24 protein-coding genes are annotated in these 26,145 nt (G+C 60.4%); 3 read left to right on the top strand and 21 right to left on the bottom strand.

The features are described 5' to 3' along the window. Positions 1-36: 36 nt before the first annotated feature. From HMPREF2635_RS03985 to ruvC, 9 genes are all read right to left on the bottom strand, one after another. Positions 37-2,334, bottom strand: a complete 2,298-nt coding sequence (locus HMPREF2635_RS03985) for a RelA/SpoT family protein (protein WP_049154885.1) — start codon at positions 2,332-2,334, stop codon at positions 37-39. A 34-nt stretch (positions 2,335-2,368) separates the two neighbouring features. After that, positions 2,369-2,923, bottom strand: a complete 555-nt coding sequence (locus tag HMPREF2635_RS03980) for an adenine phosphoribosyltransferase (RefSeq protein WP_046648146.1) — start codon at positions 2,921-2,923, stop codon at positions 2,369-2,371. Beyond that, positions 2,920-4,530: an ABC transporter substrate-binding protein gene (locus HMPREF2635_RS03975; RefSeq protein WP_080975073.1), complete on the bottom strand. Its 1,611-nt coding sequence runs from the start codon at positions 4,528-4,530 to the stop codon at positions 2,920-2,922. The genes HMPREF2635_RS03980 and HMPREF2635_RS03975 overlap by 4 nt, the downstream gene beginning before the upstream one ends. Before the next feature lie 3 nt (positions 4,531-4,533). Then, positions 4,534-5,697: a protein translocase subunit SecF gene (gene secF / locus HMPREF2635_RS03970; protein ID WP_070821304.1), complete on the bottom strand. Its 1,164-nt coding sequence runs from the start codon at positions 5,695-5,697 to the stop codon at positions 4,534-4,536. A 2-nt stretch (positions 5,698-5,699) separates the two neighbouring features. Beyond that, on the bottom strand, positions 5,700-7,496 hold the full coding sequence (gene secD / locus HMPREF2635_RS03965) for a protein translocase subunit SecD (protein ID WP_158396681.1): 1,797 nt from the start codon (positions 7,494-7,496) through the stop codon (positions 5,700-5,702). A gap of 246 nt (positions 7,497-7,742) precedes the next feature. Continuing rightward, on the bottom strand, positions 7,743-8,075 hold the full coding sequence (gene yajC / locus HMPREF2635_RS03960; protein ID WP_046648149.1) for a preprotein translocase subunit YajC: 333 nt from the start codon (positions 8,073-8,075) through the stop codon (positions 7,743-7,745). Between the two features lie 51 nt (positions 8,076-8,126). Next, a complete protein-coding gene (gene ruvB, locus HMPREF2635_RS03955) occupies positions 8,127-9,212 on the bottom strand; it encodes a Holliday junction branch migration DNA helicase RuvB (RefSeq protein ID WP_046648150.1) in 1,086 nt (361 codons plus the stop codon). Between the two features lie 15 nt (positions 9,213-9,227). Then, complete coding sequence (ruvA, locus tag HMPREF2635_RS03950) at positions 9,228-9,836, bottom strand: Holliday junction branch migration protein RuvA (RefSeq protein ID WP_046648151.1); 609 nt, start codon at positions 9,834-9,836, stop codon at positions 9,228-9,230. A 39-nt stretch (positions 9,837-9,875) separates the two neighbouring features. Continuing rightward, positions 9,876-10,487 (bottom strand): crossover junction endodeoxyribonuclease RuvC, encoded by a 612-nt coding sequence (gene ruvC, locus HMPREF2635_RS03945; protein ID WP_046648152.1) that lies wholly within the window; start codon positions 10,485-10,487, stop codon positions 9,876-9,878. A gap of 140 nt (positions 10,488-10,627) precedes the next feature. Here ruvC and HMPREF2635_RS03940 point away from each other — a divergent pair, with 140 nt between their 5' ends. Further along, positions 10,628-11,323, top strand: coding sequence for a nitroreductase (locus tag HMPREF2635_RS03940; RefSeq protein WP_083321278.1), 696 nt, complete (start codon positions 10,628-10,630; stop codon positions 11,321-11,323). A gap of 5 nt (positions 11,324-11,328) precedes the next feature. Here HMPREF2635_RS03940 and HMPREF2635_RS03935 read toward each other — a convergent pair whose 3' ends face one another. Both HMPREF2635_RS03935 and HMPREF2635_RS03930 read right to left on the bottom strand, forming a co-directional pair. Beyond that, complete coding sequence (locus tag HMPREF2635_RS03935) at positions 11,329-12,084, bottom strand: YebC/PmpR family DNA-binding transcriptional regulator (RefSeq protein ID WP_070821303.1); 756 nt, start codon at positions 12,082-12,084, stop codon at positions 11,329-11,331. A 128-nt stretch (positions 12,085-12,212) separates the two neighbouring features. Further along, positions 12,213-13,076 (bottom strand): acyl-CoA thioesterase, encoded by an 864-nt coding sequence (locus HMPREF2635_RS03930; protein ID WP_046648156.1) that lies wholly within the window; start codon positions 13,074-13,076, stop codon positions 12,213-12,215. A 118-nt stretch (positions 13,077-13,194) separates the two neighbouring features. Here HMPREF2635_RS03930 and HMPREF2635_RS03925 point away from each other — a divergent pair, with 118 nt between their 5' ends. Next, positions 13,195-13,677 (top strand): DUF3817 domain-containing protein, encoded by a 483-nt coding sequence (locus tag HMPREF2635_RS03925; RefSeq protein ID WP_046648157.1) that lies wholly within the window; start codon positions 13,195-13,197, stop codon positions 13,675-13,677. Between the two features lie 130 nt (positions 13,678-13,807). Then, positions 13,808-14,917: a DUF2029 domain-containing protein gene (locus HMPREF2635_RS03920; RefSeq protein WP_232760881.1), complete on the top strand. Its 1,110-nt coding sequence runs from the start codon at positions 13,808-13,810 to the stop codon at positions 14,915-14,917. Here the strand turns inward: HMPREF2635_RS03920 and HMPREF2635_RS03915 are convergent. From HMPREF2635_RS03915 to HMPREF2635_RS03870, 10 genes are all read right to left on the bottom strand, one after another. Continuing rightward, positions 14,902-15,360, bottom strand: a complete 459-nt coding sequence (locus HMPREF2635_RS03915) for a LemA family protein (protein ID WP_046648159.1) — start codon at positions 15,358-15,360, stop codon at positions 14,902-14,904. The genes HMPREF2635_RS03920 and HMPREF2635_RS03915 overlap by 16 nt on opposite strands. Then, positions 15,361-16,461 carry a glycosyltransferase family 4 protein gene (locus HMPREF2635_RS03910; protein ID WP_070821302.1) on the bottom strand — a complete coding sequence of 367 codons (1,101 nt, stop codon included), beginning with the start codon at positions 16,459-16,461 and terminating at the stop codon, positions 15,361-15,363. 16 nt (positions 16,462-16,477) lie between these two features. Further along, entirely contained in the window at positions 16,478-17,380 is a 903-nt protein-coding gene (locus tag HMPREF2635_RS03905) for a phosphatidylinositol mannoside acyltransferase (RefSeq protein WP_046648161.1), read from the bottom strand. Between the two features lie 63 nt (positions 17,381-17,443). Beyond that, on the bottom strand, positions 17,444-18,070 hold the full coding sequence (gene pgsA / locus HMPREF2635_RS03900) for a phosphatidylinositol phosphate synthase (protein WP_046648162.1): 627 nt from the start codon (positions 18,068-18,070) through the stop codon (positions 17,444-17,446). Beyond that, positions 18,063-18,641 (bottom strand): ATP adenylyltransferase, encoded by a 579-nt coding sequence (locus HMPREF2635_RS03895; protein ID WP_046648163.1) that lies wholly within the window; start codon positions 18,639-18,641, stop codon positions 18,063-18,065. The genes pgsA and HMPREF2635_RS03895 overlap by 8 nt, the downstream gene beginning before the upstream one ends. Before the next feature lie 45 nt (positions 18,642-18,686). Further along, positions 18,687-20,750, bottom strand: a complete 2,064-nt coding sequence (thrS, locus tag HMPREF2635_RS03890; protein ID WP_046648164.1) for a threonine--tRNA ligase — start codon at positions 20,748-20,750, stop codon at positions 18,687-18,689. 93 nt (positions 20,751-20,843) lie between these two features. Then, positions 20,844-22,127 (bottom strand): Dyp-type peroxidase, encoded by a 1,284-nt coding sequence (locus HMPREF2635_RS03885; protein WP_046648165.1) that lies wholly within the window; start codon positions 22,125-22,127, stop codon positions 20,844-20,846. Positions 22,128-22,193: 66 nt separating this feature from the next. After that, complete coding sequence (locus tag HMPREF2635_RS03880; protein WP_046648166.1) at positions 22,194-22,880, bottom strand: copper chaperone PCu(A)C; 687 nt, start codon at positions 22,878-22,880, stop codon at positions 22,194-22,196. Positions 22,881-22,957: 77 nt separating this feature from the next. Beyond that, positions 22,958-23,560 carry a copper resistance CopC family protein gene (locus HMPREF2635_RS03875; protein WP_070821301.1) on the bottom strand — a complete coding sequence of 201 codons (603 nt, stop codon included), beginning with the start codon at positions 23,558-23,560 and terminating at the stop codon, positions 22,958-22,960. A 195-nt stretch (positions 23,561-23,755) separates the two neighbouring features. Further along, entirely contained in the window at positions 23,756-25,738 is a 1,983-nt protein-coding gene (locus HMPREF2635_RS03870) for a vWA domain-containing protein (protein ID WP_246824845.1), read from the bottom strand. Between the last annotated feature and the right edge of the window lie 407 nt (positions 25,739-26,145).

Here is a 26,145-nt window from a genome sequence, read left to right as displayed (position 1 = left end):
GAGGGGGCGGTGGTTTAGCCGTGGGCTTCAGTTCGCCTAGGCGGTGACGCGGTAGACGTCGAAGACGCCCTCGGTGTTGCGCAGCGTCGTCATGAGCTGCCCCAGCTGCTTGGTATCGGACACCGAGAAGGTAAAGCGCACGGTCGCAATGTGGTCATCGCCGCGGTTGGACGTCATCGACAAAACGTTGAGGCTCTGTTCACTGAAGATCCGGGTCAGCTCAAAGAGCAGGCCCTGGCGGTCGATGGCCTCAAGTTGCAGTGTCGCAGAGAAAGCGCCGGAAGACTTCGGCCCACCGGCCCACTCCACCTGCATCATGCGCTCCGGCTCGGACTTCAGCTTTTCAGCGTTGGTGCAGTCAGCACGGTGCACAGACACCCCACCGCCGCGGGTAACGAAGCCAAAGATGGCGTCTCCTGGCACTGGCTGGCAGCACTTCGCCAGCTTCGCCATGACGTCTGGGCTTCCCTCCACCAGAATGCCGGTGCCGGATGCGGAATCCTTCGTATGCTGCGCGCGGGAGTTCTCCAGCTCGCTCAGCGGGGTGCGCGAAGCCAAGGCATCGACTGCATCGTCTTGGTCCCCAAAGAGAGCCATGAGCTGATTAGCAACGTGCTGCGCCGATACGTGGCCCGCGCCGATAGCGGTGTACAACGCATCCACGTCGGGATAGTGCAGCTGCTCGGCCACCTGCTTCATCGAGCTGGCGGTGAACAAGCGGTGCATGGGCAAACCACCGCGCTGCACCTCAGCGGCCAGGGCATCGCGCCCGGCTTCGAGGTGTTCCTCGCGGCGCTCCTTGGCAAACCACTGCCGCACCTTCGTCTTCGCCCGGGGCGACACCAGGAACTCCTGCCAATCCCGCGACGGTCCTGCGTTCGGGTCCTTAGAGGTGAAAATTTCCACCTTGTCGCCGGACTTGAGTTCAGACTCCAAAGCAACGAGCTTGCCATTAACCTTTGCGCCGATACACCTGTGCCCCACCTCGGTGTGCACAGCGTAGGCAAAGTCAACGGGGGTGGAACCAGCAGGCAGGTTAACCACGTCGCCCTTCGGCGTAAACGCAAAGATCTGCTTGGCGGTCAGGTCATAGCGCAAGGAGTCGAGGAACTCGTTGGGATCTGCTGCTTCCTTTTGCCAATCCAGCAGCTGGCGCATCCACGCCATCTGGTCGACTTCTTCCTGGTGGCCGGAATTCTTGCCCTTAGTTTCCTTGTAGCGCCAATGCGCCGCCACGCCGAACTCAGCGTTGTAGTGCATCTCGTGCGTGCGCACTTGCACTTCAAGAGTGGAGCCACCGGCCGCAATCACGGTGGTGTGCAAGGACTGGTACACGCCGAAGCGCGGCGAAGAAATGTAATCCTTAAAGCGCCCTGGAAGAGCCTGGTACAGCGAGTGCACCACGCCGATGGCTGCGTAGCAGGAGTTGATGTCATCGACAAGAATACGGATGCCCACAAGATCGAAGATTTCCGCAAAGTCACGGCCGCGCACGATCATCTTCTGGTAAATCGACCAGTAATGCTTCGGGCGGCCCATCACCTCAGCCTCGATGCCGTTGGCCTTCAGCGCCTGGCTAACCTGAGCCTTGATCTCTTTGAGCGCTCGATCGCGCGAGGGCGCACGGTCGGCCACCATGCGTACGATTTCGTCATACTTCTTCGGGTACAGGATGGCAAAGGCCAAATCCTCAAGCTCCCATTTGACGCTGGCCATTCCGAGGCGGTGAGCCAGCGGCGCGATGACGTCGAGAGTCTGGCGTGCCTTCTTAGCCTGCTTTTCCGGCGGGAGGAAGCGCATCGTGCGCATGTTGTGGAGACGGTCGCACACCTTGATAACCAACACGCGCGGATCAGTAGCCATTGCCACAATCATCTTGCGGATCGTTTCCGCTTCCGCAGCGGCGCCGAGTGCAACCTTGTCGAGCTTCGTAACACCATCGACGAGTCGGGCCACCTCAGGACCAAAATCACGAGTCAGATCCTCGAGCGAGTAGTCGGTATCCTCCACCGTGTCATGCAGCAACGCTGCTGCGACGGTCGTGGTGTCCATACCTATCTCCGCGGCGATGGTGGCTACCGCCAGCGGGTGCGTGATGTATGGCTCACCGGACTTGCGGAAAACGCCTTCGTGCAGACGCTGTGCCGTGGTGTAGGCGTTATTGAGTAGTTCCGCGTCGGCCTTCGGATGAAACTCCCGGTGAATGGACATCAGCGGGTCGAGCGCCGGATTGATCTTTACTCTGCCGCCCGTCAGCGAACGAGCCAGGCGGGCGGACATGCCGCGGACGCCGCCTGGCCGCCATGCAGTCTTGTCCTGCTTTTCAGTCGTCATGTCTGCCTCCGCGAAGTAGCTTAGGCATACAACCTTAGTCCTTTGTCCCCATCTGGTTGAGCACAATCAGCGGAGAACCTTCCAGGCGCTCGCGGCCCTCCAGTCCCTGAACCTCCAGAACCACGACATTGCCCACGACCTCTGCTCCTGCGGACTCCAGGAGCAAGGTGGCGCCGTGGAGAGTGCCGCCGGTGGCGAGGACGTCGTCGACAAGCACAATGCGCTTGCCCTTGATGTCGATGCCGCTGTTAGGGATTTCCAGCGCGGCGGTACCGTATTCCAGCTCGTACTCCTGGGTCAGCACCGGTGGCGGCAGCTTGCCTTTCTTGCGAATGGCCAAAATACCTACCCCCAACTTGTACGCTACGGCTGAACCCAGCAGGAATCCGCGCGCATCGAGGCCGCCGATCATGTCAGCACCGAGCTCCTTGCACGCCTCAGCCAAGCCATCGACAACGGCGGCGAAGGATTCAGCATCGGCCAACACCGGAGTCAGGTCCTCGAAAAGGATTCCTTCCTCCGGGAAATCCGGGACAAGGCGCACCTTGTCTTTCAGGGCTTGTGCTGCTGCGACGTAAATCTCGCTCACGACTCTTCCTTTGTTTCGGTTGCTTCATTTCGGGTATAGCCCCAGCGGTCGAGATTCCACCCGATACCCGCAGGGCCAGTGTAGGGCACCACGCCAGTCACAGCGCGATCAACGATGAAGGTTCGGGGCTGCGCGGCAATGGGAATAGACGGCAGCTCCTCCCAAAGCTCTTGTTCCAGTGTGCGTAAAGCCGCAGCGTTCTTCACACTGGCAGCGGGCGCGGAATACTCCCGCATCGGGTCGACGGCTCCAAGGTAGACGTCGATCTCCGGCAACCCCGTCGAGGGGTCGGCGTCCAGTTGGGCACGGGATACACGATCCCCCGAACGATCCTCCACCGTAATCCCGGCTGGTTCGCAGGCTGCGCGTAGCTCCTCCACCATCGCTTTATAGCGCGGGTTAGGTGCCAGGTATCCGACGCCGACCGTATAGCCAGCGAGGCCGGAAGCAGTGGCGGTGTCTACAGGGACTGTGGTGAGCGACGCCATTTGTGATGCCACCGAATCACTGGTGCTCACTGTCCGCACGGAGACGGCGGGTACCTCCACGCCGGATTCCTTTGCGGAAACTTCTGCCATGCGTTGTGCATCGACGCAGGCAGCGAAAGCGGCGCGTGCCCACGGCTGCGCGAAGGTGCCGGCTTCGGAGAAAACCAAAGTATCGGTCATGCCTCCCGCAACGGAGTTAACGTCGACCGGTTTTCCTTCTGCGTCCCGATTCAGCCACGACGGTGCCGCGGTAGGTGACTCGGCCACGCGCAACTCGTCCGAGGCCACAAATGCAGCCGCATCCGCCGTGTTCGGCAGCATGACGATCTCCTTCAGCGACGGCTTGTCGCCGTAGTAGTTGTCGTTGGCGGTGAGTACGATGGCGCCGTCGTCCTCGACGCGATCAATGCTGTAAGGACCAAAGGAAATCTGTAGCTCGGGATCGAAACGGCCTGGTTCGGTAGAAAACCCCTCGCGCCACGCCTCCGCCACAGGCTGCAAGGTCGTCACGTCGTAGGCGTGAAGCGCCGCGTTGAGCTCCTCCATGCTGAGCTCTGCTCGCTTAGCTAACGCGTGGGCGGGCACCACCGTGCCCGGCCCAAACAGGTAGCGCCAGCGCGAACCAGCATCTGGGTTAAACCAGACGGTGAACTTCTTACTATGCGGTGCACACTCCATCTCGGCTATGTCTTCCGCCAACGGGAGGTGGGAGCCAAAGGTCTCGCTCAACTGCCCGGCGATATACGCCAAAAGGTAGTCATCACATGTGACAGGTTCTCCGTCGGCAAAGCGTGCCTGCTCCGTGAGCGTGAAGTCCACACGAGCGCCGACGCCCTCGCTCTCGGCCGGAACGTACTCAGCATCTGCCAGATCCGAGTTCGGAACCATCTGCCCAGCCGGGCCTGGCACGTACAACGCAGGGAACACGCGGCTGGCAAGCTGCGCGGCGCCCGCAGCTTCGCCCCAGTCAGAAGCCGCATTGCTGGTGGCGATGCGGGCGTCGCTCAGTACTGCGAAGCGCGGCGGCGGGACATCCTTGCCTGCCCTGTCCTCCTTCGCTCCACACGCAGAAACGGTAAGAGCAACAGCGAGCAGTGCCGCAACTGATGAGGCGCGCACGATTTAGCGCCCAGGACGCCAGGACGCGCCACCGGACTCCTCGCCGCGCGGCTTCGTTGCGGGCTCGGAGGCCGTGGATGGGGAAACTGCTGCCGGGGATACCACAGTGCGCGCAGGCTTCGGTGAATCATCGTCGGCGTCGTCTGCGTCCCCGCCTTCCGCCCGATAAGCGGCGACCTCAGCGTTATGCTTCTTGACGCTCTTGCGCTGGTTCGACAATGTCACCAGCAGCGTCGTTGCGAGGAAGATGGAAGAAAAGACGCCTTCGATAACGCCGATGAACTGGACCAGAGCCAGATCGCGCAGGGTACCGATACCCATCAACCACACAGCGACGACGAACAAGGCGATAATCGGCAGCGCGGAAATGACCGAGGTAGAGATAGAACGCATCACGGTCTGGTTGATGGCCAGGTTGGTGAGATCGGCATAGGTCTTCTTACGCTGGCCCTCCAGCCCACTCGTATTTTCATCTACCTTGTCAAAGACAATGACGGAGTCGTAGAGGGAGAAAGTAAGCACAGTCAGCAGGCCGATAATGACCGCCGGTGAAACCTCAAATCCAAAGAGGGCGTAGATACCAGAGATGAAAACACCGTCAAAGATAAGGGCGAGGATAGCGGCAAAGGCCATATCACGCTGCAGGCGAACCGCCACGTAGATAGTGGCGAGCACCAGGAAGACCGCCATGGCGATGACCATTCGCTTGGTAATCGAGGCACCCCACGATTCCGATACCGTCGAGGAACCGATCGCGTCCGGGCTGGGCTTGCCGTTTTCATCCTTGACGTGGAACTCTTCGAAGATGGCCTGGCGTGCCCGATTCACCTGATCCTGGGACAGGCGCTCGGAGGTGATTTCCAATGTCTCCGAGGAACCGGCGCCCACAATCTGCACCAGCTCCGGTGTGACACCGGTGGCATCCTTGAAGGTTTCCTCTACCTGCTCGGTGCTGAGGTCTCCCGCCGGCATGTTGAGCTTCGTACCGCCTTCAAAGTCAAGGGACAAGTTAAAGCCGCGGAGCGCAATGGCCAAAATGGACGCGATGAGCAGCACGCCGGCGATGGTGTACCAGGTTTTGGCCCGGCCCACGAAGTCGAATCCGCTGCCGTCCACGTAGAGACGGTCAAAGCGGGAAATCTTGCGGTTAGTGGTTTCGACAGCCATGTTTACTTCTCCTCATCCGCAGCGGTAGCAACGGGGTTCTTGGCCGGTTTGGCATAAAAGCCGCGTTCACGGCGCTCCTCCACAAGGTTGTAGATGCCACCAAGGCCATTCATGGATGGTTTAGCGAAGGCCGGGCGGCTGCCGAGGAGCTGCATGAGCGGTGCCATGATCAGGAAGGATACGACGAGGTCGAAGATCGTGGTCAGCCCCATGGTGAAGGCAAATCCCTTGACCGCACCGATGGACAGGAAGTAGACCACGACGGAACCGATCAGGGTAACTGCCTTACCCGTGACGATCGTTGCACGGGAGCGTTCCCAACCCGTGCGGGTAGCGGAGCGGAATGTGCGGCCGCCCAAGAGCTCATCCTTCATGCGCTCGTAGTAGACCACGAATGAGTCAGCCGTGGCGCCGATACCGATGACCAAGCCCGCCATGCCAGACAGGTCCAGCGAGTAGCCAATCCACCGGCCCAACAGAACCAGAGCGCCATAGAGCAGGACACAGGTGGCGATGAGCACCAGCAAGGCCACGGCGGACAGTGCGCGGAAGTAGTAGATGGAATACAGGGAGACCAAAATCAGGCCGACAATACCCGCAATAAGCGCTGCCTCAAGAGCTGCCTTACCCAGTGACGGAGGCACGGTTTCCACCGTTCCGCCCGGCTCGCCGTTAGCGCCCGTAAAGGACAACGGGAGCGCACCGTAGCGGAGGTTGTTGGCCAAGTTCTGGGCTTCTTCCTGCGTGAAATCACCCGTGATGGACGTGGCAGAACCCACCGGAGTCGCACCCTGGATAACCGGTGCGGAAATAACGGCGGAGTCAAGAGTGATGGCCACCTGCTTCTGCAGGTACTCCTGCGTCAGGGTGGACCACGTCTGAGAGCCGTTGGGGCCGTCGCCAGTCTTGAATGCGAAGCTGATCTCCATCTGGCCGGTTTGGCCGTTGAGACCGCCCTGAATTGGGGATTGGGTATCGATTTCGTTACCGGTCAGGCGGGTACCGTGTGGATCCTCAATGCCATCCAGCAGCGGAGCCGGCATCAGGATATAGGGCTGCTGGTTCGAGTAGTCACACGCCACGAGCGGCTTTGCCGGATCGTCCGTGCCGGCCAGCGGATCGGAATCGGCATCGCACCGCATCAGGCCCAGGGCCGCGGTTTGAACGGTGGGATCCTCGGACTGACGGTCCTTGAGAAGAACCTCGTTAACCTGGTCGCGACGTTCGGTTTCTTCCAGAGAGTTTGCTGGGTCCGGAAGCGGCTTTTCGCTCACGGTCGGGGCCGGAGACTTCTTCGCGTCCTTGTTTTCTTCCTTCTTATCCTCACCCTGGGCAGCATCGGCGCTCTGGTTAAGCGCGTCGTGGATAGAGGCCAGTGCGTCATTCGCCTGCTCCGGTGCCACGACGCCGAACTTGACCCAGCGGTTCGCCATATCCGTCATGGTCTTTTCAAGCTTGTCCAAGTCCGGCATCGGCTGTTCACCCACTGGGCGGAACAGCAGCTGCGAGGTTTGGCCTACAGCCTGCGCCTGGGAAGCGTCTTCGCCCGGCACCGTAATGACCAGGCTAGAGCCGCTGATAACGACCTCAGAGCCGGAGACGCCCATACCGTTGACACGCTGCTCCAGGATGTTGCGTGCCTGCTGCAGCTGATCCTGGGTGGGGTCTTCGCCCTGCGGAACGAGGGTTACTCGCGTACCGCCCTGCAAATCAATGCCGAGCTTGGGAGTCGGCGATTTATCGCCGGTTAGGAAGATAAGGGCGTAAACCACAATGACGATGAGCACAAAGAGCGCCATTGCTCGTCTGGGCCATTGCCGTTGACGGCTGCTAACGCCACCACGTTTCGAAGCGGACACAAAGATCTCCTGTGTTGTGAGGAACAGGGCTAAAAATCATGGGTCATGGCAGCCACTGCCACGCACGTGCTGAGTGTCGCGGCGCCACCATGACTAAAGCACAGTCCATCATCGTACGTCATGGACCGGCATAATCCTTAACAGGTTTAAGGTGAGGCACCCGCAGTGTGACGAGTGCAACTTGTTTTAGAGCTTCGGAAAGCGTTCGTCCTCACCCTCCTCCGGCTCAGCCGCTGCTTCGTTCTGGGAAGCAATCGGCTCCGCGGAGCGCACGATGGCCATGGTGTCGAAGGTCATCACCGTGCCGTCCTTGACTCGCAAATCAACCTGTTCACCGCGGGCCTCCACCACGGTTCCGTGCAGGCCACCGGCCGTAATCACGTCTAAGCCTGGGCGCAACGAGGACTGGAGCTCCTTCATCTGCGCTTGGCGCTTGCGCTGCGCGCGCATGGACATGAAGCTCGGCAAAATGACGAGGACGGCGAGAACAAGGAGAAGAATAAGTTGGGTTCCGTTCATAAAAGGCCAGTGTGCCAGACCTGCCCGCCTCCCGGCCAATTGCCGGGACGATTAGAAGAGTGTCCCGCCGACAGTTCCTTCGGGCGCCTCAAGGCCCAGGTGCTGCCAGGCCGCTGCCGTGGCAACACGGCCACGCCCGGTGCGGGAGATCATTCCGGCGCGCACGAGGTAGGGTTCGCAGACCTCCTCGACGGTTGACGGTTCCTCGCCCACCGCAATAGCCAACGTATTAACCCCCACGGGTCCACCGCCGTGTCCCTTAATGAGGGCCTCGAGCACCGCGCGGTCAAGACGGTCCAGCCCACGTTCATCAACGTCGAAGACCCGAAGCGCTGCCTGGGCAGCTGCCACATTAATGTGCCCATCTCCGTTGACCTCGGCATAGTCGCGCACACGACGCAACAGCCGGTTAGCAATACGCGGCGTCCCGCGCGATCGGGAGCCGATCTCCACCGCGGCATCCTGGTCGATATCAACCTCCAAGATTCGCGCTGCTCGGGTAATCACTCGGGTGAGGTCCTCGGTATCGTAATACTCCATCTGCGCGGTGAAACCGAAGCGGTCACGCAACGGACCAGTCAGCATGCCCGCGCGCGTCGTCGCTCCCACCAGAGTAAAAGGTGGGATTTCCAGCGGGATGGAGGTCGCCCCAGGGCCTTTGCCCACGATGACATCGATGCGGAAATCCTCCATTGCCATGTAGAGCATTTCTTCCGCGGGACGGGCGATGCGGTGAATTTCGTCGATGAAGAGCACGTCACCTTCCATGAGATTCGACAGCATCGCGGCCAAGTCTCCGGCCCGCTCCAGTGCGGGGCCGGACGTCATGCGCAGGGAACTTCCCAGTTCTTGAGCGATAATCATCGCCATCGTGGTCTTGCCCAGCCCAGGCGGGCCGGAGAGCAACACGTGATCCGGGGTGACACCACGGTTTTTCGCGCCATTGAGCACGAGCGATAGCTGTTCGCGCACCTTGGGCTGGCCGATGAATTCATCGAGGGATTTCGGGCGCAGTGAGCGCTCAATATCGTGCTCGCCTTGTTGCTCTGTGGCGTCCACATCCTGGTTACGCTGCGGAGGCGAGGTTAAATCCATCCCCTCCGGCAGCTTAAACTCAGTGCGTTCTACATCTGACATGTCGTCCACTCTCCCCTATTTTTTGGCCCCGAGTTGGTTGAGGGCTGCTCGCAGCACCACCGGCGTCGCCGCATCGGGCTGCTCAGCCACTACCGATTCCACCACCGGTCGAGCCATCTTGTCTGTAAAGCCCAACCCAATAAGCGCCTCAACGACATCCTCCACCACGGGGCCGGCAGCCGCAGGGGCGGAGGCCGCAGGATCAGCACCGTCCGTGGGTGCAAACGCCTGCACCTTCTCCTTGAGTTCTAGGATCAAGCGTTGCGCCACGCGCTTTCCTACCCCCGGGATTTTCTGCAGCCGTGCAGCCTCCTCCCCCGCAATTGCTTGGGCCAAATCACCTGCGCTCATCACGGACAACGCGGCTAGAGCCAGTTTGGGCCCCAGCCCAGAGACCGTCTGGAGGACGTGAAACATGTCGCGGTCATCCTGGCTGGTGAACCCGTACAGCGTCATCGAATCTTCTTTCACCACGAGCGTGGTCATGACTCGGGCTTCCTCACCACGCTGGAGCGTGCCCAGTGTGGCTGGGGTGGCCAGCACCTTGTATCCCACGCCGGCGCATTCGAGCACGGCATGATCAAGCTGGATGTCGAGGACAGTTCCGCGCAAAGATGCAATCATTAATCAGGTTCCTTGGTTCGAGTGGATGTACCACATAGCTTAAGAGGTCGTCTTCGCTGCCCGAGAAACGGACGCGGTGCGTGGTGAGGTGCCGCGCACACCGCTCGTTCGTGCCCCAGCCCCCACGCCAGCACTCGGATCACCCCCGCTCATCCATGCCAGGGCCGGCGCACGCCAGCAGTGGCAGACAGCAAGGGCCAAGGCATCCGCAGCGTCCGCTGGCTTAGGCGACTCGCTGAGCCCCAGAATTCGGGTGATCATGGCGGTCATCTGCTTCTTATCAGCGCGCCCGTTGCCCGACACCGCCTTCTTCACCTCCGAAGGGGTGTACATGTGTACTGGGATGTCGCGCTCTGCGGCTGCAAGCACCAAGACCCCGACTGCGTGCGCGGTCTGCATCACGGTTGACACCTGACCGCGTTCGAATACGCGCTCGAGCGCCACGACATCCGGCTTATAGTCATCCATCCATTCCCGGACCGCGACTGACAGCCGCTTAAGGCGCTCTCCCAGATCCTTGTCACTGGGCGTACGGACGACGCCCACGGCGATGGGAATGACCGCGCGCCCACGTCCGGCTTGGACAACAGACAGGCCACAACGCGTCAGACCGGGATCAATACCCATGACACGCAACCCCTCCAAGTTCACGGCTGCCTCCTCGCCCTTTTTATTCTCACCCTATACAACCACTTGTTTATGTAGAAACAGTGTACACACATGTGTTCTAGTGCAGGCAGTCCCCCGAGCCGAATACACTCCCTCAGATTGTGGGGCGTAGAGTGGCGCGCATGTCTCAACATCCTAATGGCTTTTCTGAGTTCATTCGTTCCCGCCATTCCGCGCGCGCGTTCCTTCCGGACCCCATCCCCGCAGAGGTTATAGAACAGGTGCTGATCGACGCCCAATCCGCCCCCTCCAACTCCAATACCCAACCCTGGAATGTGCACCTGGTTGGCGGTACGGCATTGCAGGACTTGAGCGCCGCTCTCATTGCTGAGTTCGATAAGAATGGAATCAACCCGGACTTCACGATTGACTACGGTCAGGGCGTCCACCTGCAGCGCTCGCAGGCCTTAGCAGCCAAGATGTACGGTCTCCTCGGTATTGCGCGCGAGGATAAGGAAGCGCGCACGGAATTTGTCCGTGAGAACCTTCGCTTCTTCGGCGCCCCACACACGGCTTTGCTCTTCATTCCCCCAATGGGCGACCGTATCCGCGCTGCCTTTGATCAAGGTACCTATGCGGAGAATTTCTTGCTCTCGCTTCAGGCGCACGGCTACCGCGGTGTCCCGCAAGGCATGATTTCACTCCTCGCCCCGACCGTCCGTGAATTCCTCGGAGTGGACGAGGAGCACAAGCTTGTCACCGCCCTGACCTTCGGCATTGCAGACGAGTCCAGCCCTGTGTTCAACACATCCCCGGGCCGTGCCCCGCTGTCAGAGACGGTAACTGCTCATGGCATAGAAGACCTCAAGCTCGACTAGCCGCGTTAGTCCTCGTCCAGCTGGGCGAGGACCTCTTCGCTCAAGTCCATGTTGGTGTAAACGTTCTGGACATCGTCCGAATCCTCAAGAGCGTCGATGAGGCGGAAGATCTTGCGGGCATCATCTGCCTGCAGCGGTACCTCGACCGAAGCGCGGAAGTCGGTATCGGTGTCATCGACTTCGATATCGGCAGCAACGAGCGCCTCGCGCACGGCGGGGATATCACCCGGTGCACAGGTAATCTCAAACTTCTCGCCGTTGTCGTTGACCTCCTCAGCGCCAGCCTCCAGCACAGCGAGCAGGATGTCGTCTTCGCTAAGCTCTCCCTTTTCCACCAACACCAAGCCGGTGCGGGCGAACATGTACGCCACGGAGCCGGACTCTCCGAGGTTGCCGCCGTTCTTGGTCATGGCGGTGCGCACGTCCGTCGCCGCGCGGTTGCGGTTATCCGTCAAGCACTCGATGAGCATGGCAACACCGTTCGGGCCATAGCCCTCGTACATCACGGTTTCCCAATCAGCACCGCCGGCTTCTTCGCCGGAGCCGCGCTTGCGGGCGCGCTCAATGTTGTCGTTAGGAACAGAGGCCTTCTTGGCCTTCTTAATCATGTCATCGAGGGTGGGATTCGCCGCCGGGTCACCGCCGCCGGTGCGGGCAGCCACCTCGATATTTTTAATCAGCTTGGCAAATTCCTTGCCACGCTTGGCATCGTTCGCCGCCTTCTTGTGCTTCGTTGTTGCCCATTTAGAGTGGCCTGCCATGTCATCCCTTTCGATGTGGCTATATAAAAAGCTTGTAGAAACTGCTGCAATTATACGGCCTTGTCCTGTATCCACAGGAACAGGGGTCCGCGCGCGCTGCTCGCACGCCGTGATGCTAACTCCGGGGGCTAGACGTTTTGCCAATTCCCGTTGGCACTTGAGCCTTCGGCGTCCGGGTGCAGGATACGCGTCAGGCCCTCCTGCATCGCCACGGCCAGTAGCTCGCCGCGCTGATTGAAGATCTTGCCCTCTGCTAGCCCCGTCCCGGTTTGTGCTGAGGGGCTGGACTGCGAATACAACATCCACTCATCCACTCGAACTGGCCGCAAGAACCACAGAGAATGGTCCAGGCTGGCTAGCTGAATCCTCTCACCCTGGTGCGGAAGCAATGCTGTACGAATCAGCGTCATGTCCGACATATACAGCAGCGCCGCCTGGTGGAGGGACTGGTCGGCAGCGGTAAGAAGGTCACCGGTGTTACGGAACCAAATGTTCCTAAACCCGGCACCGGTGGTTTCCGCGGCAACCGCGTCGCGGTCCGCGTCCGGGACAAGCCGCACGTCCCAGTCCTCCCACTCTTTCAAGATGATTCGGGTGGAATAGGGAGAGTCCTTAATACTCTCCGGTGGCGGCACCTGCGGCATGTCTGCTTGGTGCTCAGGGCCACTGTCCCCTGGCGCTTGGAAACCGGCGCTGAGCATGAAGATCAAGCGATCGTTTTGAAAGACCCGCACGTGGCGGTGCGCAAAAGAGCGGCCATCCCTAATCCGCTCAACTCGGATGGTAGTGGGTGCGCCAGAATCGCCCGGCCCCACGAAGTAGCAATGCATGGAGTGGGCAAACTTGTCGTCAACGGTGAGCTGCGCCGCGCGGAGCGCCTGCGCCATGGTTTGCCCGCCAAAGGTGCGCGTAATGAGCGATGGAACCACAGGGCCGCGGAACTCGTCGTCGCCGATTCGCTCGAGGTCGACCGCCTGGGCCACCGTTGCCATGTCTTACTCCCTTCCTTGTGCGTTGTAGCGTTCGCCGCGATATGGCGCCCGCCACACTAACCCCGACTATCCTACTCACGTGCTGATCCACCCCCGGAGGTTGCGTACTATATTCCGCATGACTTCAACCACGCCGCACAGCGTGCACCGCGTAGCCGCTTACCTGGAAATGGTCACGTGGGGATTGCTGATCCTCTCGATGATCCTCAAGTACTCGGGCACCACCGCAGCACTCACCCCACTTGCGGGAGGTATCCACGGCTTCGGCTTCCTGTGCTTTTTGCTCATGACGGCCCTGGTGTGGATCAACAACCGGTGGCCATTGGGTATCGGGATCCTGGGCCTGGTTGTCACCGTGATTCCTTTCGCAGCCTTGCCTTTTGCGCTGTGGGTGTCGCGGCGCGGGCTCGTTGCTGGTCCGTGGCGGTTTAGCGATGACGCGGAGCCGCAGAATTTCTTCGACAAGCTCTTAGCCCAGGCAGTGCGCCACCCCGTCCGCACCGCGCTCATCGCGCTGCTCGTCGTTGCCGTAGTGTTTAGCATCCTTCTCTTTTTGGGCCCACCCGTCGACGTCGAATCCGCCATTGAAAATAATCGCTAAAGTCCCGACTATCTGGGCTGGGTGGGTGCTGGCACGCCTTTTCCTTATCTACCTACTCGTCAACGAAACGGGTCCGCTCGGGGATGTCCGGTACTACCTCGCGGGCGTATACGGGGATAACCCCCGTGACATGACGGAATATCCCCAGGTGGGCACCTGGCCCAGCGTCCTCCTTGCGTGGATTACCGGCGACGACTTCGAGGCCTATGCCATCGGCTTTACGGCAATGGTGCTGCTTGCCGACGGCGCATTCCTCGCCCTTCTCCTACGTCATCACCGTTCCAACCCCGGGGCATATAGCGCCGGATGGTTTTGGGTGTTCTTTGGCACGGCGGCAGGCCACGTCTTCGCGTGGCGGCTCGATCTCTATCCTGCCTTGCTGGTTGCCGGCGCGGGCGCGCTTCTGGCTACCCGCCCGCGGCTCGCCTCAGCTTTGTTGGCGTGGGCCACCGCCGCGAAGCTGTGGCCGGGGGTCCTCGCTGCCGGGCTTGTCGGGAGAGCAAACTCCCGCGATACCTGGCAGCGGCTGGCCGCGTTCTTTGGAAGTCTCGTTGCCCTGTGCCTCGGTGTAGCAGCGATGACCAGCGTGGATAGGGTTCTATCCCCGTTGACGTATCAAGGTGAGCGCGGCCTCCAGATTGAGTCTCTAGCCGCTACGTGGTTCGTGTACCAGGCGCATCGCCATCCTAATGTGTGGACGATGGGATACGCGGCCTCGAAGAGCTATGAGATCTCCGGTCCCGGCGTCGACACGGCACTCGCTATCAGCACCATCGCGACGGGCGCGGCCCTCGTGTGGTTCGTGGGCGTAGCATTCGTGCACTTTCTACGGGGGTTCTGGAGCCCACATTCCACCGTGGTCTTTTTCATCGCGGCGATTCTGCTTCTCATCGCAACGAATAAAGTCTTCTCCCCGCAGTACATCGTGTGGCTCGGGCCGATACTAGCGGTGGCGCTTCGCTCCCCCGTCCCCAAGTCAACCGGCGGGCAACGCCAAAGGGCCGCCGATATCAAAGGGGTACGCACCATCATGGCCATCCTCGCCGTGGGAACAGCGGCTTTGGGAACCGTCATCTACCCCTATGGCTATGACTACATCTGGTTCTATGTCGGTGAGGACCCCAACCCGGTGTATGCCCTTGTACTGCGCAACCAGCTCATCCTCGTCATGGCTGTACTGGCTCTCTACTGGCACCGCCTCGAGTATCGCGCAGCGCGAGCAGCTCACATGTCGATCTGACTTAGTTCGAAAAACTCAGGCAGCTTCGCTGTTCCCCCCAAGCGCAGCAGCTTGACAGCGGGGCGCAACCGCAACGCACGAGTATCGCTGACTGCTTCGTTGTAGAAGCGGTGAGCTAGGTGAATGCGCCCTTCGGCGTCGGCAAGCAAGGCCGGGCGTGATTCAAAGCGCTGCTGGATGGCTGCGGACAACTCCCGCTCCCGGGTGGCACGCTCATCGAAATTCCCCTGTGCTAACTCGGTAGACTCCGCCCGCGCCGCAATGCCCTCGAGCTCCGGCGCCAGCGCGCTCACGACCGCCGCACGGCGGTCGAGCGTGGACTCCAACTGCGCTAACGCCGCATCGGTGCGGATGTGGAGGGAGTTGAGCCGCTGTGCTGTGTACAGGGCCCACATTCCGAGCACAATCGCCAGAGCAAGGATGATGACAACTTCGATCGGCATTTAAGACACACGCACCTTTGTTCCGTCGGCTACCGTTTCATAGACACGCATTACGGCTGCGGCTACATGGCCCCAATCGTATTCGCGAGCCCTCTCCATTCCCGCTGCGGTCAAGGCGTGCCGCTTGTCGGAATCACTCACCACATCGTGCAGCACGCGGGCTAGATCCGTGGCATCACCGGTACGGAACAAAGCACCGGCGGGTGTGTCCGAATCGACGTTGCACACCGCGGCGAAGGCCTCCAGATCTGAAGCCACGACAGCACAGCCGGCGGCCATCGCCTCGACGAGGACGATGCCGAAACTTTCGCCGCCTGTATTGGGCGCCACATAGATATCGGCGCGCCCGAGGATGGCTGCTTTCTCGGCATCGCTGACCCGGCCCACGAATTCAACCCCTGGGGCGCTTCGCGGGTGCCCTCCTCCCATGACCGTCACGCGGACGGGCTCTGGGAGAAGCGTCAGGGCCTCGAGAAGAATGTCCAACCCCTTGCGCGGTTCATCGAGGCGTCCCAAAAACACGATTTCAATCTCCGAATCGCGTCGCTCACGCTCAGCCCGCTCCCGCTCGAGGGCATACACGGAGGTATCCACGCCATTGGGGATAAGCACGGGGTCACCGCCAAGCTGCTCCACCTGCCAGCGCCGCGCCATTTCCGAGACCGCGATCCCGCCCCGGACCTTTTCCAGATATGGGCGCAGGAAAGGCTTGGCTAGGGTCAGCGCGAGAGAACTGGAGGCGGATGCATGGTACGTCGCCACGATCGGCCCGCGCGCCAGTGCCAAGGCTGCCATGGAATAGCTTGGGGAGTTCGGTTCGTGAATGTGGAGGATGTCGAAGTTGCCCTCGCGGATGAAGCGCTTGATGTTGCGGCGCACGTGCGGGCCGATGGACAGGCGGGCCACGGATCCGTTATAGGTGATCGGCACCGCCCAGCCTCCCTTGCGCACGAAGCTGGGGACCTGCGTGCTTGCCGACGCCGGCCCCAGCACCTCCACAAAATGGCCCTGTTCAATAAAAACAGTAGCTAGGTCAAGGATGTGGGCCTGAACGCCGCCAGGTTCGTCGAAGGAATAGGGGCAGATGATACCGATCCGCATGATGTGTTCTGCCTTTCTATTTCTTCGCGCGCGCCGCCCGCCGGCGTTCTACGTCGGCGTTCCAATGCGGCTGCAGCATGTGCCAATCCTCTGGATGCGCTCGGATGTTTTCTGCGAAGCCTTCTGCGAGCCGCTGGCAGGTCTCGTGAAGAGTGGTAACTTCCACCTCGGGGCTGACGGACAAGCCCCATTCCTTACCATCGAACCATGAGTGCACCACGTGGAGGGCCGCTCCCGTCTCGATGGCGAGTTGGGCGGGGCCTGCGGCAACGTTGGCTTCTTCGCCCATGAAGTCTACCGGCACACCAGTGCGTGTGAGGTCACGCTCGGACAACAAACACACCACGCCACCGCGCTCCAGGGTGTCTTTCAAACGCGGAAAAGGCGAGGAACTGCCGCCGGTCAGCGGCAAGACGGTAAAGCCAAGGCTCTCGCGGTAGTCCACAAAAGCGTCGAAAAGCGCCTCGGGTTTTAGGCGCTCGGCCACGGTGGTGAATCCGCCATAATGACCCACGCAGAAAACACCCGCCATGTCCCAATTGCCGGAGTGTGGAAGGGCGAAGATCACCCCGCGGCCCGATGCCACGGAGGCGTCCGCGTGCTCCTTGCCGCGCAGCCCTGCCAATAGGCGTTTCTGCAGCTCGGGGTCCGAGTGGATGGCAGGCAAGCGAAAGGCCTCGAGCCAGTAACGCATGTAGGAACGCATCGAGTCACGCACCAGCTCGCGCGTCACGTTTTCGGCGCCCACCACGCGGCTGAGGTTGCGGCGCAGCTGCTCCATGCCCTTGCCATTGTCGCTGGCCAGATCCGCGCCGCGCTCAAACAGCCAGGCAGCCAGTGGCTGTGGGAGAAAACGTACAACTTTCCAACACGCGATGTACGCGGCGGCCGTCAGGCGTTCACGATCCACTAGAGCCACGGTTGAGAAGCCTTTCTGTGCGGGCCGGGGTCGGGTGCCGGCTGAGCGGAGCGATTACTTAGGCTAAAGATCCTTCTTGAAACGCGCTTTAGTGTCCTGGCGCGCCGCTTGGCGCATGCGCTGGTAAATGGTGAAGACAGAACCGACAGCTAGGAGCCAGAGCGAGACTTCTAGGGCATAAGGAACCCCCAGTCCCTCCAGACCCACGCCGCCGAGGCCCAGAATCAGGCGCTCGGGGCGCTCGACGAGTCCGCCGACCATCTTAAAGCCGGAGGCCTCACCGCGCGCCTTGACATAGGAAATGACCTGGGAGCTCACGAGCACCACCATGCAGGCGGCGAAGTTAAGCGGGTGAGCATTGTCGACGTACACCATCCAAAAGGCAATCGCTGCGAACAATGCGCCGTCGGTAATGCGGTCACAGGAGGCGTCGAGAGTAGCTCCGAAGTTGGAACCGCCCGTAGTCAGGCGTGCCATGGTGCCGTCGAGCATGTCGAAGGCTGCGAAAAGCCCCGAGAGTAGCGCTGCGGCGAAAAGGTGGTCGAGCGGGATGAGGATGACCGAGATAGCAATGGTGACAATCGTCCCCACGATGGTGACGATATTGGGGGTCAGGCCCATCTTGAGGAAGAGCTTGGCCACTGGGACCACAACCACGGCGGCGGGCTTGCGCCCATGAACACTAAGCATGCGCTTCTCCTAAGATGATTCCCTCGGCGGCGAGCTCTGCCCACCCCTGCGCCAGCAGGGAGCGGGTGTCCTTGAGGAGCTGCGGCAGCACTTTGACGCCGTCCACGATAGTCATGAAATTAGAGTCCCCGCTCCAGCGCGGAACAATGTGCATGTGCAGGTGCTGCCCCACCGATCCACCGGAGGCGCGCCCCAGATTGAATCCAGCGTTGACGGCATCGGGGCCGGAGACCTTCTTGAGAACCCGGATAGCTGCTTGGGCAAACTGGAAGAGCTCACGGGATTCCTCCTCGGTGAGGTTTTCCAGCTCAGATTCTTGACGGTACGGAATGACCATCATGTGCCCAGCGTTATAGGGATAGAGGTTGAGCACACAGTAGACAAGCTCGCCGCGGGCCACGATGAGCCCGTCCTCGTCCGACATCTGCGGAATCTCCACGAACGGATTGTGGGCTTTCTTCGGCACGTCGCCGGCGCCGCCCTCACGCTTGATGTAGCTCATGCGGTACGGCGCCCATAGGCGCTCTAAGCGGTCGGGCGTTCCCAGGCCGGTATCGACGTACTCTCCCACTCTGTATGTTCTCCCTTTCTAGCCTCTGCCTAGATGCATATGCATCTAGACGCGCTCGGCGATGCTGTCCTTGGTCGGTTGTTCGTTATTGCGCTCACGAACCCACGCCTCGATGACGTTGATTGCCGCCTCGACCGGCACACCGTTGACCTGGGTGCCGTCGAGGAAGCGGAAGGAGACCGCACCCGCTTCGACGTCACGCTCACCGGCCAGAAGCATGAATGGCACCTTGCCGGTGGTGTGGTTACGGATCTTCTTCTGCATGCGGTCATCGGAGGTATCCACGTCAGCGCGCAGGCCGCGTGCACGCAGCTGTGCACAAACTTCCTCGAGGTGCGGGGCAAAGGTATCAGCGACTGGAATGCCCACCACCTGGTGCGGGGCCAGCCACGCCGGGAATGCACCCGCGTAGTGCTCTAGGAGCACGCCAAAGAAACGCTCGATGGAGCCGAAGAGCGCACGGTGAATCATGATCGGGCGCTGCTTGGAGCCATCCGACGCCGTGTACTCGAGCTCGAAGCGCTCCGGCAGGTTGAAGTCCAGCTGCACGGTGGACATCTGCCAGGTACGGCCGATGGCATCGCGAGCCTGAACGGAAATCTTCGGGCCGTAGAAGGCCGCGCCTGCCGGGTCCGGGACCAGCTCGAGGCCGGACTTCTCCGCCACCGACTGCAGGATCTTCGTCGAGCGCTCCCAGATCTCATCCGAGCCAACGTACTTGTTCGGGTCCTTGGTGGACAGCTCAAGGTAGAAGTCATCCAGGCCGTAGTCCTTGAGCAAGGAAATGATGAACTCCAGAACCTTGGTCAACTCTTCTTCGAGCTGCTCCGGGGTGCAGTAAATATGCGAGTCATCCTGGGTAAAGCCGCGAGCGCGGGTCAGGCCGTGGATAACGCCAGATTTCTCGTATCGGTAGACCGTTCCGAACTCAAAGAGGCGCAGCGGCAACTCGCGGTAGGAACGGCCGCGGGAGGCGAAGATGAGGTTGTGCATTGGGCAGTTCATCGGCTTGGCGTAGTAGTCCTGCGGCTGCTTGGTGCAGTTGCCATCCTCGTCCCACTCACCGTCGAGCTGCATCGGCGGGAACATGCCATCCGCGTAGAAATCCAGGTGACCGGACTTCTTGAACAGGTCTCCCTTGGTCAGGTGCGGGGTGGACACGAAGGAGTAGCCGTCAGCGATGTGGCGGCGGCGGGAGTGTTCTTCCATCTCCATGCGCACGGTAGCGCCATTGGGGTGGAAGACGGGGAAACCGGAACCAATCTCATCCGGGAAGGAGAACAGGTCCAGCTCAGCACCCAGGCGGCGGTGGTCACGCTTTTCAGCTTCTTCCACCATGGTCTTGTAGGACTCCAGGGCCTCCTTGGATTCGAAGGCGGTGCCATAAATGCGCTGCAAACCAGCCTTGGACTGGTCACCGCGCCAGTAGGCAGCAGAGGAACGCGTCAGGGCAAATGCCGGGATGTACTTGGTGGTCGGCACGTGCGGGCCGCGGCAGAGATCGAACCACTCCACCTCGCCGGTGCGCGGGTTGACGTTGTCATAGTGGGTCAGATCTCCGGCGCCCACCTCGGCGGCCTCATCGGAATCTGGGTCCACGTTGCCCTTGTCCTGGACCAGCTCCAGCTTGAAGGGCTCGTTGGCCAATGCCGCCTCAGCCTCCTCGGTGGTGGCATAGACGTGGCGCTCGAAGCGCTGGCCGCCCTTGATGATCTTCTTCATACGCTTCTCAATGGCCTTGAGGTCCTCTGGGGTGAAGGGCTCAGCGGTCTGGAAGTCGAAGTAGAAGCCATTCTCGATGGCCGGGCCAATGCCCAGCTTGGTGCCGGGGAATTCCGCCTGTACTGCCTGGGCCATGACGTGTCCGCAGGAGTGGCGGATAACGGCGCGGCCATCTTCCTCGCAGGCAGCAACCGGGGTGAACTCGGCGTCCGTGTCCGGGGTGTGGGAAAGGTCGTAGAGGGTGCCGTCGGCGCCGCGGACGACGACAACTGCTTCGGGGCCCTTGTTGGGCAGCTCATGCTCGCGCATCGCTGCTCCCACGGCAGTCCCGGCCGGGACCGTGATCGGGTCGTAGTTCACCGGGACTGCTGGAATCATTTCCGCCATGACTTGGTGCGCTCCTTTGCGCTCACGCGCCACTCGACATACCTGGCCGAGCAGCACTCATCGAGAAAGTTACAGCGGCTTAGTCTACCCCTCTTAACTGCGTATGAGCGACTCGCCCCAGAAGGTTTCGCCTTCAGTTCCGGCTGGCATGAAGTACACGGCCGAACCAATGTGGGTGATCCACTCGTTGAGCCGATCAGCTTCGTCAAGGCGCGCCTGAATAGGCTCGAACTGGGTCGTAGGGTCCTTCTGGTAGCAAATAAAGATCAACCCGGCGTTGCTGAGCTCACCGCGCTGGGTGGTCTCCGGAGTCGGCGGCAGGTTGTAGTTATACGGGCGACGCAACAGTTTTTGCTCTGGATGCTCCGCCGGCGGATGCGCTCTGGCGACATGAGAGTTCTCATCAATGGCTTTGAGCCCAAACTCATTGCGGGCGTCCAAATCCACCGGGTCGAACTCGTCCTTAGCACCTATAGGAGCTCCGGTATCGAGAGTGCGCCCAGTCGAGTTCTCACGTGCTGCGCGATCAAGCTGCTCCCATGTGTCCAGGTTCATGTGGATGCGGCGTACCACCATGGCGCTGCCGCCGGCGAAGGGGCCGTCTTCGATCCACACCTGCTCGTTGAAGTCTTCCTCGCTTCGGGGATTAACCGTTCCGTCCTTTTGCCCGAAGAGGTTGCGGGGAGTAACACCCTTCGGTGCAGATCCATAGGCATGGCTGAATCCCTGCTGGATCCACGCAACGTCGGCGTAATCTTTGCCCGCACGGGTCATATGCCGCAACACGAAGGCGGCAGTGAAAGGATCATCGCTGCAGATCTGCAGGACGATATCCGTTTGGCCCCATTCCGGGCGGAGGTCATCATGGTCAAAAGCCTGGATATCGCGCAGCCAGCTGGGCTTGGCGACGTCCACCGTGTCGAAGAATCCCTCTCCCCAACCGCACGTGACGGTGAGGTTTGCTGGGGTGGTAGACAATTCGGGTTCGAGGCTGCCCAACGGGTTCTCACCGGTGCAGAGGCGACGGGCATCCTCCGTCCACAGGCGCATCAACGCGGCCGCGCCGCGAGCGGTGGTGTCCTTCTTGAGGTTAAAGCCCACCAGCTCCACGTGCGCCTGGACCGGAGTTTGGATGCCTGCTTGGTGCTTGCCGTCGAAGGCGACGATATCGCCACCCATGGTCTCCTCGCGATTTTCCGGGCCTGTGCTGCCGGCGTCCCCAGCCTGCGCTGCGCGAGAGGCATCCGCGGAGGCATCCGCAGACGCCTGTCCAGGTTCATCCCCTTTCGCACAGCTTGCAAGCGCTACCGCGCTTGCCGCCACAGCGCTTCCGGCGAGCAGTCCACGCCGACTGACAGGTTCCTCGAACCCGCTCATCTTTGATATCTCCCTATCTCGTGAGAACCGATTTCTTGCCTACCTTGGCCCGGAACACGCTGGTTTCTAGTGCGCGTGCTCTTCCTTCTTCATGTCAGACATGTCTGCGGAGTCCGAGTGGTCCATGTGCTCACCATGATCCATGGATCCGTGGTCCATATCGCCGTGGTTCATGTGGCCCATGTCGCCGTAGTCTTCATCGCCGGCGCCAATGGTGCGCACCGGGATATCGCCGAGCTCGATCGTGGAGCCGTCGGCAAGCTCCAGCGTCAGGGTTGCGGTCTCACCGGCCATGACGGGCTCGGTTACTCCCATCAGCATGAAGTGGAAACCTCCCGGCGCGAGCTCGAGGGATTCGCCAGCGGGGATGTCGAAGCCTTCTTCCTTCTCCTTCATCACGCCGTCTACGACCTCATGGATCTCGTAGTGCTTCGCCTTCACCGAAGAGCTGAAGCCAACTACGTTGATGTCCTTGTCCGTGTTGTTGTGGAGCGTGCCGAAGATAGCGGTCATATCGGAGTCCTTCTCCATGGCGCGCACGACAGCATCCTCGAAAGTTACGCCAGACTCAGCGGAGGAAGAAGCCGACGTACTGGTTTCCGCACCCTTCTCTGCGCTGCTGTCAGCGCTGGCCGCGGTGCTCGTCGCGGTAGCTGTCGAGTCCTCCTCGCTCGGCGAGCAACCAGCCAAGGTGAGGCTGACAGCCGCGATAGCAACTACGGAGGTACGGAAGAAAGAACGGGATTTCAGCATGGAACATGCCTTTCTGGAGTAATTACCTGAAGGGGATGAAGTGGATTGGCTCGCGCGTCATCGAGGCCCCGTGTGGCCTAGCCTGCGCCATCGGAGCGACGGGTTTTCGCCCCGAAGGCGAAGACTGCCGCACCGACGACGAGAACTGCCCCGACACCAATGATCCATTTGGCAGCTGCGGGCAGGGAGCTCAAGGGGTCCGGGGAGTCCTCTGCACCGCCGTCTTCCGCGGCAGCATCCGCGTCACTTTGGCCAGAGGCTCCAGACGACCCATTGCCTGCCTCCCCTCCGGCAGCACCGGAAGCTACGCTGAACGGCACCGAGCCGAGTGTGGAGTGACCATCGGAGGAGGTAATGCGAAAACCTACTTGGTATTCGCCGTCACCAGGTTCGATGTCTTGGGGAACCTCAATGGTGAGGTTGCGGCCGTCAATGGTGGGTGTGGCATCAAAGAGCACGTCGCCGGAGGTTGTGTCGCTCACGGCGAAAGTGTTGAAGTCATCCCGAGGAATGCCAGAGAACTCCAGCGTGATTTCACGGGGGAATTCTTCCAGCGGTGCGTCACCCACCACGTTGCCGCCAATGACTGAGTCATGTGCCGCGGCTAGTGGCGCGGACAGCCCAATCACGAGGCTCACGGCCCCAGCGGCGACTACTGTGGTGACCTGACGCAACTGCATTTCTTGGATGACTCCTTGATGGCGTGATGAAACTTTTGATTGAAGGTTCCCTCATCCTATCGCTGGGAGGGATCTCCTAGCCAATCCTTAACCCCACGTGGAGTGCGTGGGGTTATCAAGTAGTCGTTGCACGCGATAGAAAAGTTCCCTATGCCTACTCAAGCCGTCATTTTGCCGTAGTTCCCGCAGGTAGCACTAGTGTCTACGCCCGCGAAGAAGGATGACCACCAAGATGATGACGGCAAGCGCAATGATGCCCAAGGCTGCGGCCAAGAGAAAACCTAGGGTGCCAAGACCCAAGCCTTTATCCTCGTCGGCGCTTGCTGCTTGATCCACTTTTCCTTCGTCACCATCACTCTTCGGTGCCTCAGTCTTGTCTTTGACAGGCTCATAGATGGGCCCTTGGATTGGATCCCCCAACACCTTGGTGGTGAGGGCATATTTCGCCGTGTCTCGCTTGCCATCGAATACCTCATCTTCCTTTTCGGAATCCGTGCCCGCATCTAGGGTGACCAAGATGTAATAGTCACCCTCCAACCAGTTAGCTTGGGCTCCTTGCCCGTTTGCCTGACTTTGACCGAAACGGTTGGCGAAGGCCGTCGGTATAACTGAGTGTGCTGCAACTTCTTGGCCCTCGTTCAACGCCGACATATAATCGTTGTCACCAGCTCGCTCGCGCGCGGGGTTAAGAATCTCCAAATTCAGGGACGAGTACTTCAAGGCATTCTCATCAGACATCTCGCCTACTTTCAAGGCAGCGGCAAGCTGCTGTCCTTCCTTCATGGGAACCTTGAAGACTTGCGCCTCGCCCCGCACAATGTCGGTCTCGATGGTGTCTCCGCTTTCCAGCTCAATGGCATCGCTGAACCAGCTAGCCGCGCGAACCTTTTCAGCGCCTTCAAAATTGGCATGAAGCTCACCCTCTACCTCGCTGTCCAGCCCGCTCACCAGCTCATCCATGTTGGACACAGGGTCAATGCGGTGGAGGAGGATTTCTACGTCTAGGGGTTCCTCAGCCTTATGGGTCATCGCTCGCTTCGCGGTCAAGACAAGTTCGTCACTTGGACACTCTTCGGAGCCCATTTCTCGGGTAAAGGCACTCGCGCTGGGCAAAGCGTCTGTGCGAATGGAGGTATGGAACTCGTCCTGATCAGCAGTGCACTCAATGGAGCCTTGTTCACCTCCATGATTACCGGTCGGTGGCTCGGAACCGTCACCGAAGAAAACCGACATTCCGAGACTTCGCGGCTTAACCACCGCGCCGTCCAAAGTCTTGTACATCGTCGCTACATAGCGCTCCCCAGGCTTGACGGGAATAGACCATGACTCAGCGTGAAAATCCTTGTGAGTATCCTCGCCGCCGTTAGTCGGCGGCTCCAGTTGCGCACGGAAGATGAAGTCCTCTCCGGATTCCCAGCGAGGAAGCTGCGTTGGTTGGCTAATATCTTCGCTGCCTTCAATCTGCTCGACATCGGATTTGTAAATGTCTGCGGCGCGCCCTGCTGCCTTCTTAATCATCGCTGCCAGTGAATCTGCGTCCCCGGCGTCGAGATACTCGCCGCCTGCGGCACCTGCGATACAGGAAAGCTCCTTGCGGGCTTCTTCGTCAACATTGAAGCCAATCGTGTTGATGACAAGATCAACCCCCTGCTCGTGAAGCTCTTTGGCTACTTCACATACTGGCGGCGGCGCACAGGTATCAATGCCGTCCGATACCAAGACGATCGTCCCGTGCTGACCGCCCAGCTCTTCGGCGGCCTTCTTCAGGGAATCACCAATCGGGGTATAGCCCTTAGCTTGAAGGTCATCGATTGGCCCAGTGAAAGAATCCCCCACGTCCTCCTTAGGCCCACTCACCACGTGGATATCACGGCATCCGGCTTCCTGATTCTCAGGGGCTTCGTCGACCGTGCCACCATACGTGACGAGTCCCAACGGGATGGTGCCGCCGAGTTCGGAGACGAAGTTCTTCGTTGCGTCCTTCGCGGCATCAAGGCGGGTCTGCCCGCCAGCATCCTGGACATTCATAGAGCCCGAAGAGTCGAGCACAAGCATCGTCGCACCGCTCTGTGCCTCTGCTGAATCTCCACTCGGTGCAGACTCGGAGTCAGCCGCGGACGCCGAACTAGGCTCTTCACTGCGCGTGACGCCCGTGGGATTCTGTGCAAACGCTGGCACGGCTATCGCACTGAGAAGTGCGAGAAGCGCAACGGCGAAAACGGCGAAAAAGGTGCGTACTGCGCTCTGCCTGGAAGTCAAAAACGGGGCGAATGCTCTCATGATGTCCATTTCTTTGAGATGACAAGTCTGTGAGAAACATCATAAATGGCTGGCGAAAAGCTCGGCCACCGACGGGGAAAAGTCCCCTTCCAACACGCCCCCACCTCAAACCTGGACATCTCCCAGGCAACCTCCCGGGCAAACTTATCCAACCTGAGCGCTCACGGTAAACAAGGCATCAAAAATCTGCGATTTTGTGCCACTATCTACCGTGAATGAGGCAAGGGCGAAGAAAATAAAAAAGTGCCCCTCCGTCATGGGGGGACACTTTCGCCGGAGCGGATGACGAGACTCGAACTCGCGAC

The sequence above is a fragment of the Corynebacterium sp. HMSC035E02 genome, from assembly GCF_001836065.1.
GTDB classification, from domain to species: domain Bacteria; phylum Actinomycetota; class Actinomycetes; order Mycobacteriales; family Mycobacteriaceae; genus Corynebacterium; species Corynebacterium hiratae.
This window is presented reverse-complemented; position numbering and strand designations above follow the sequence as displayed.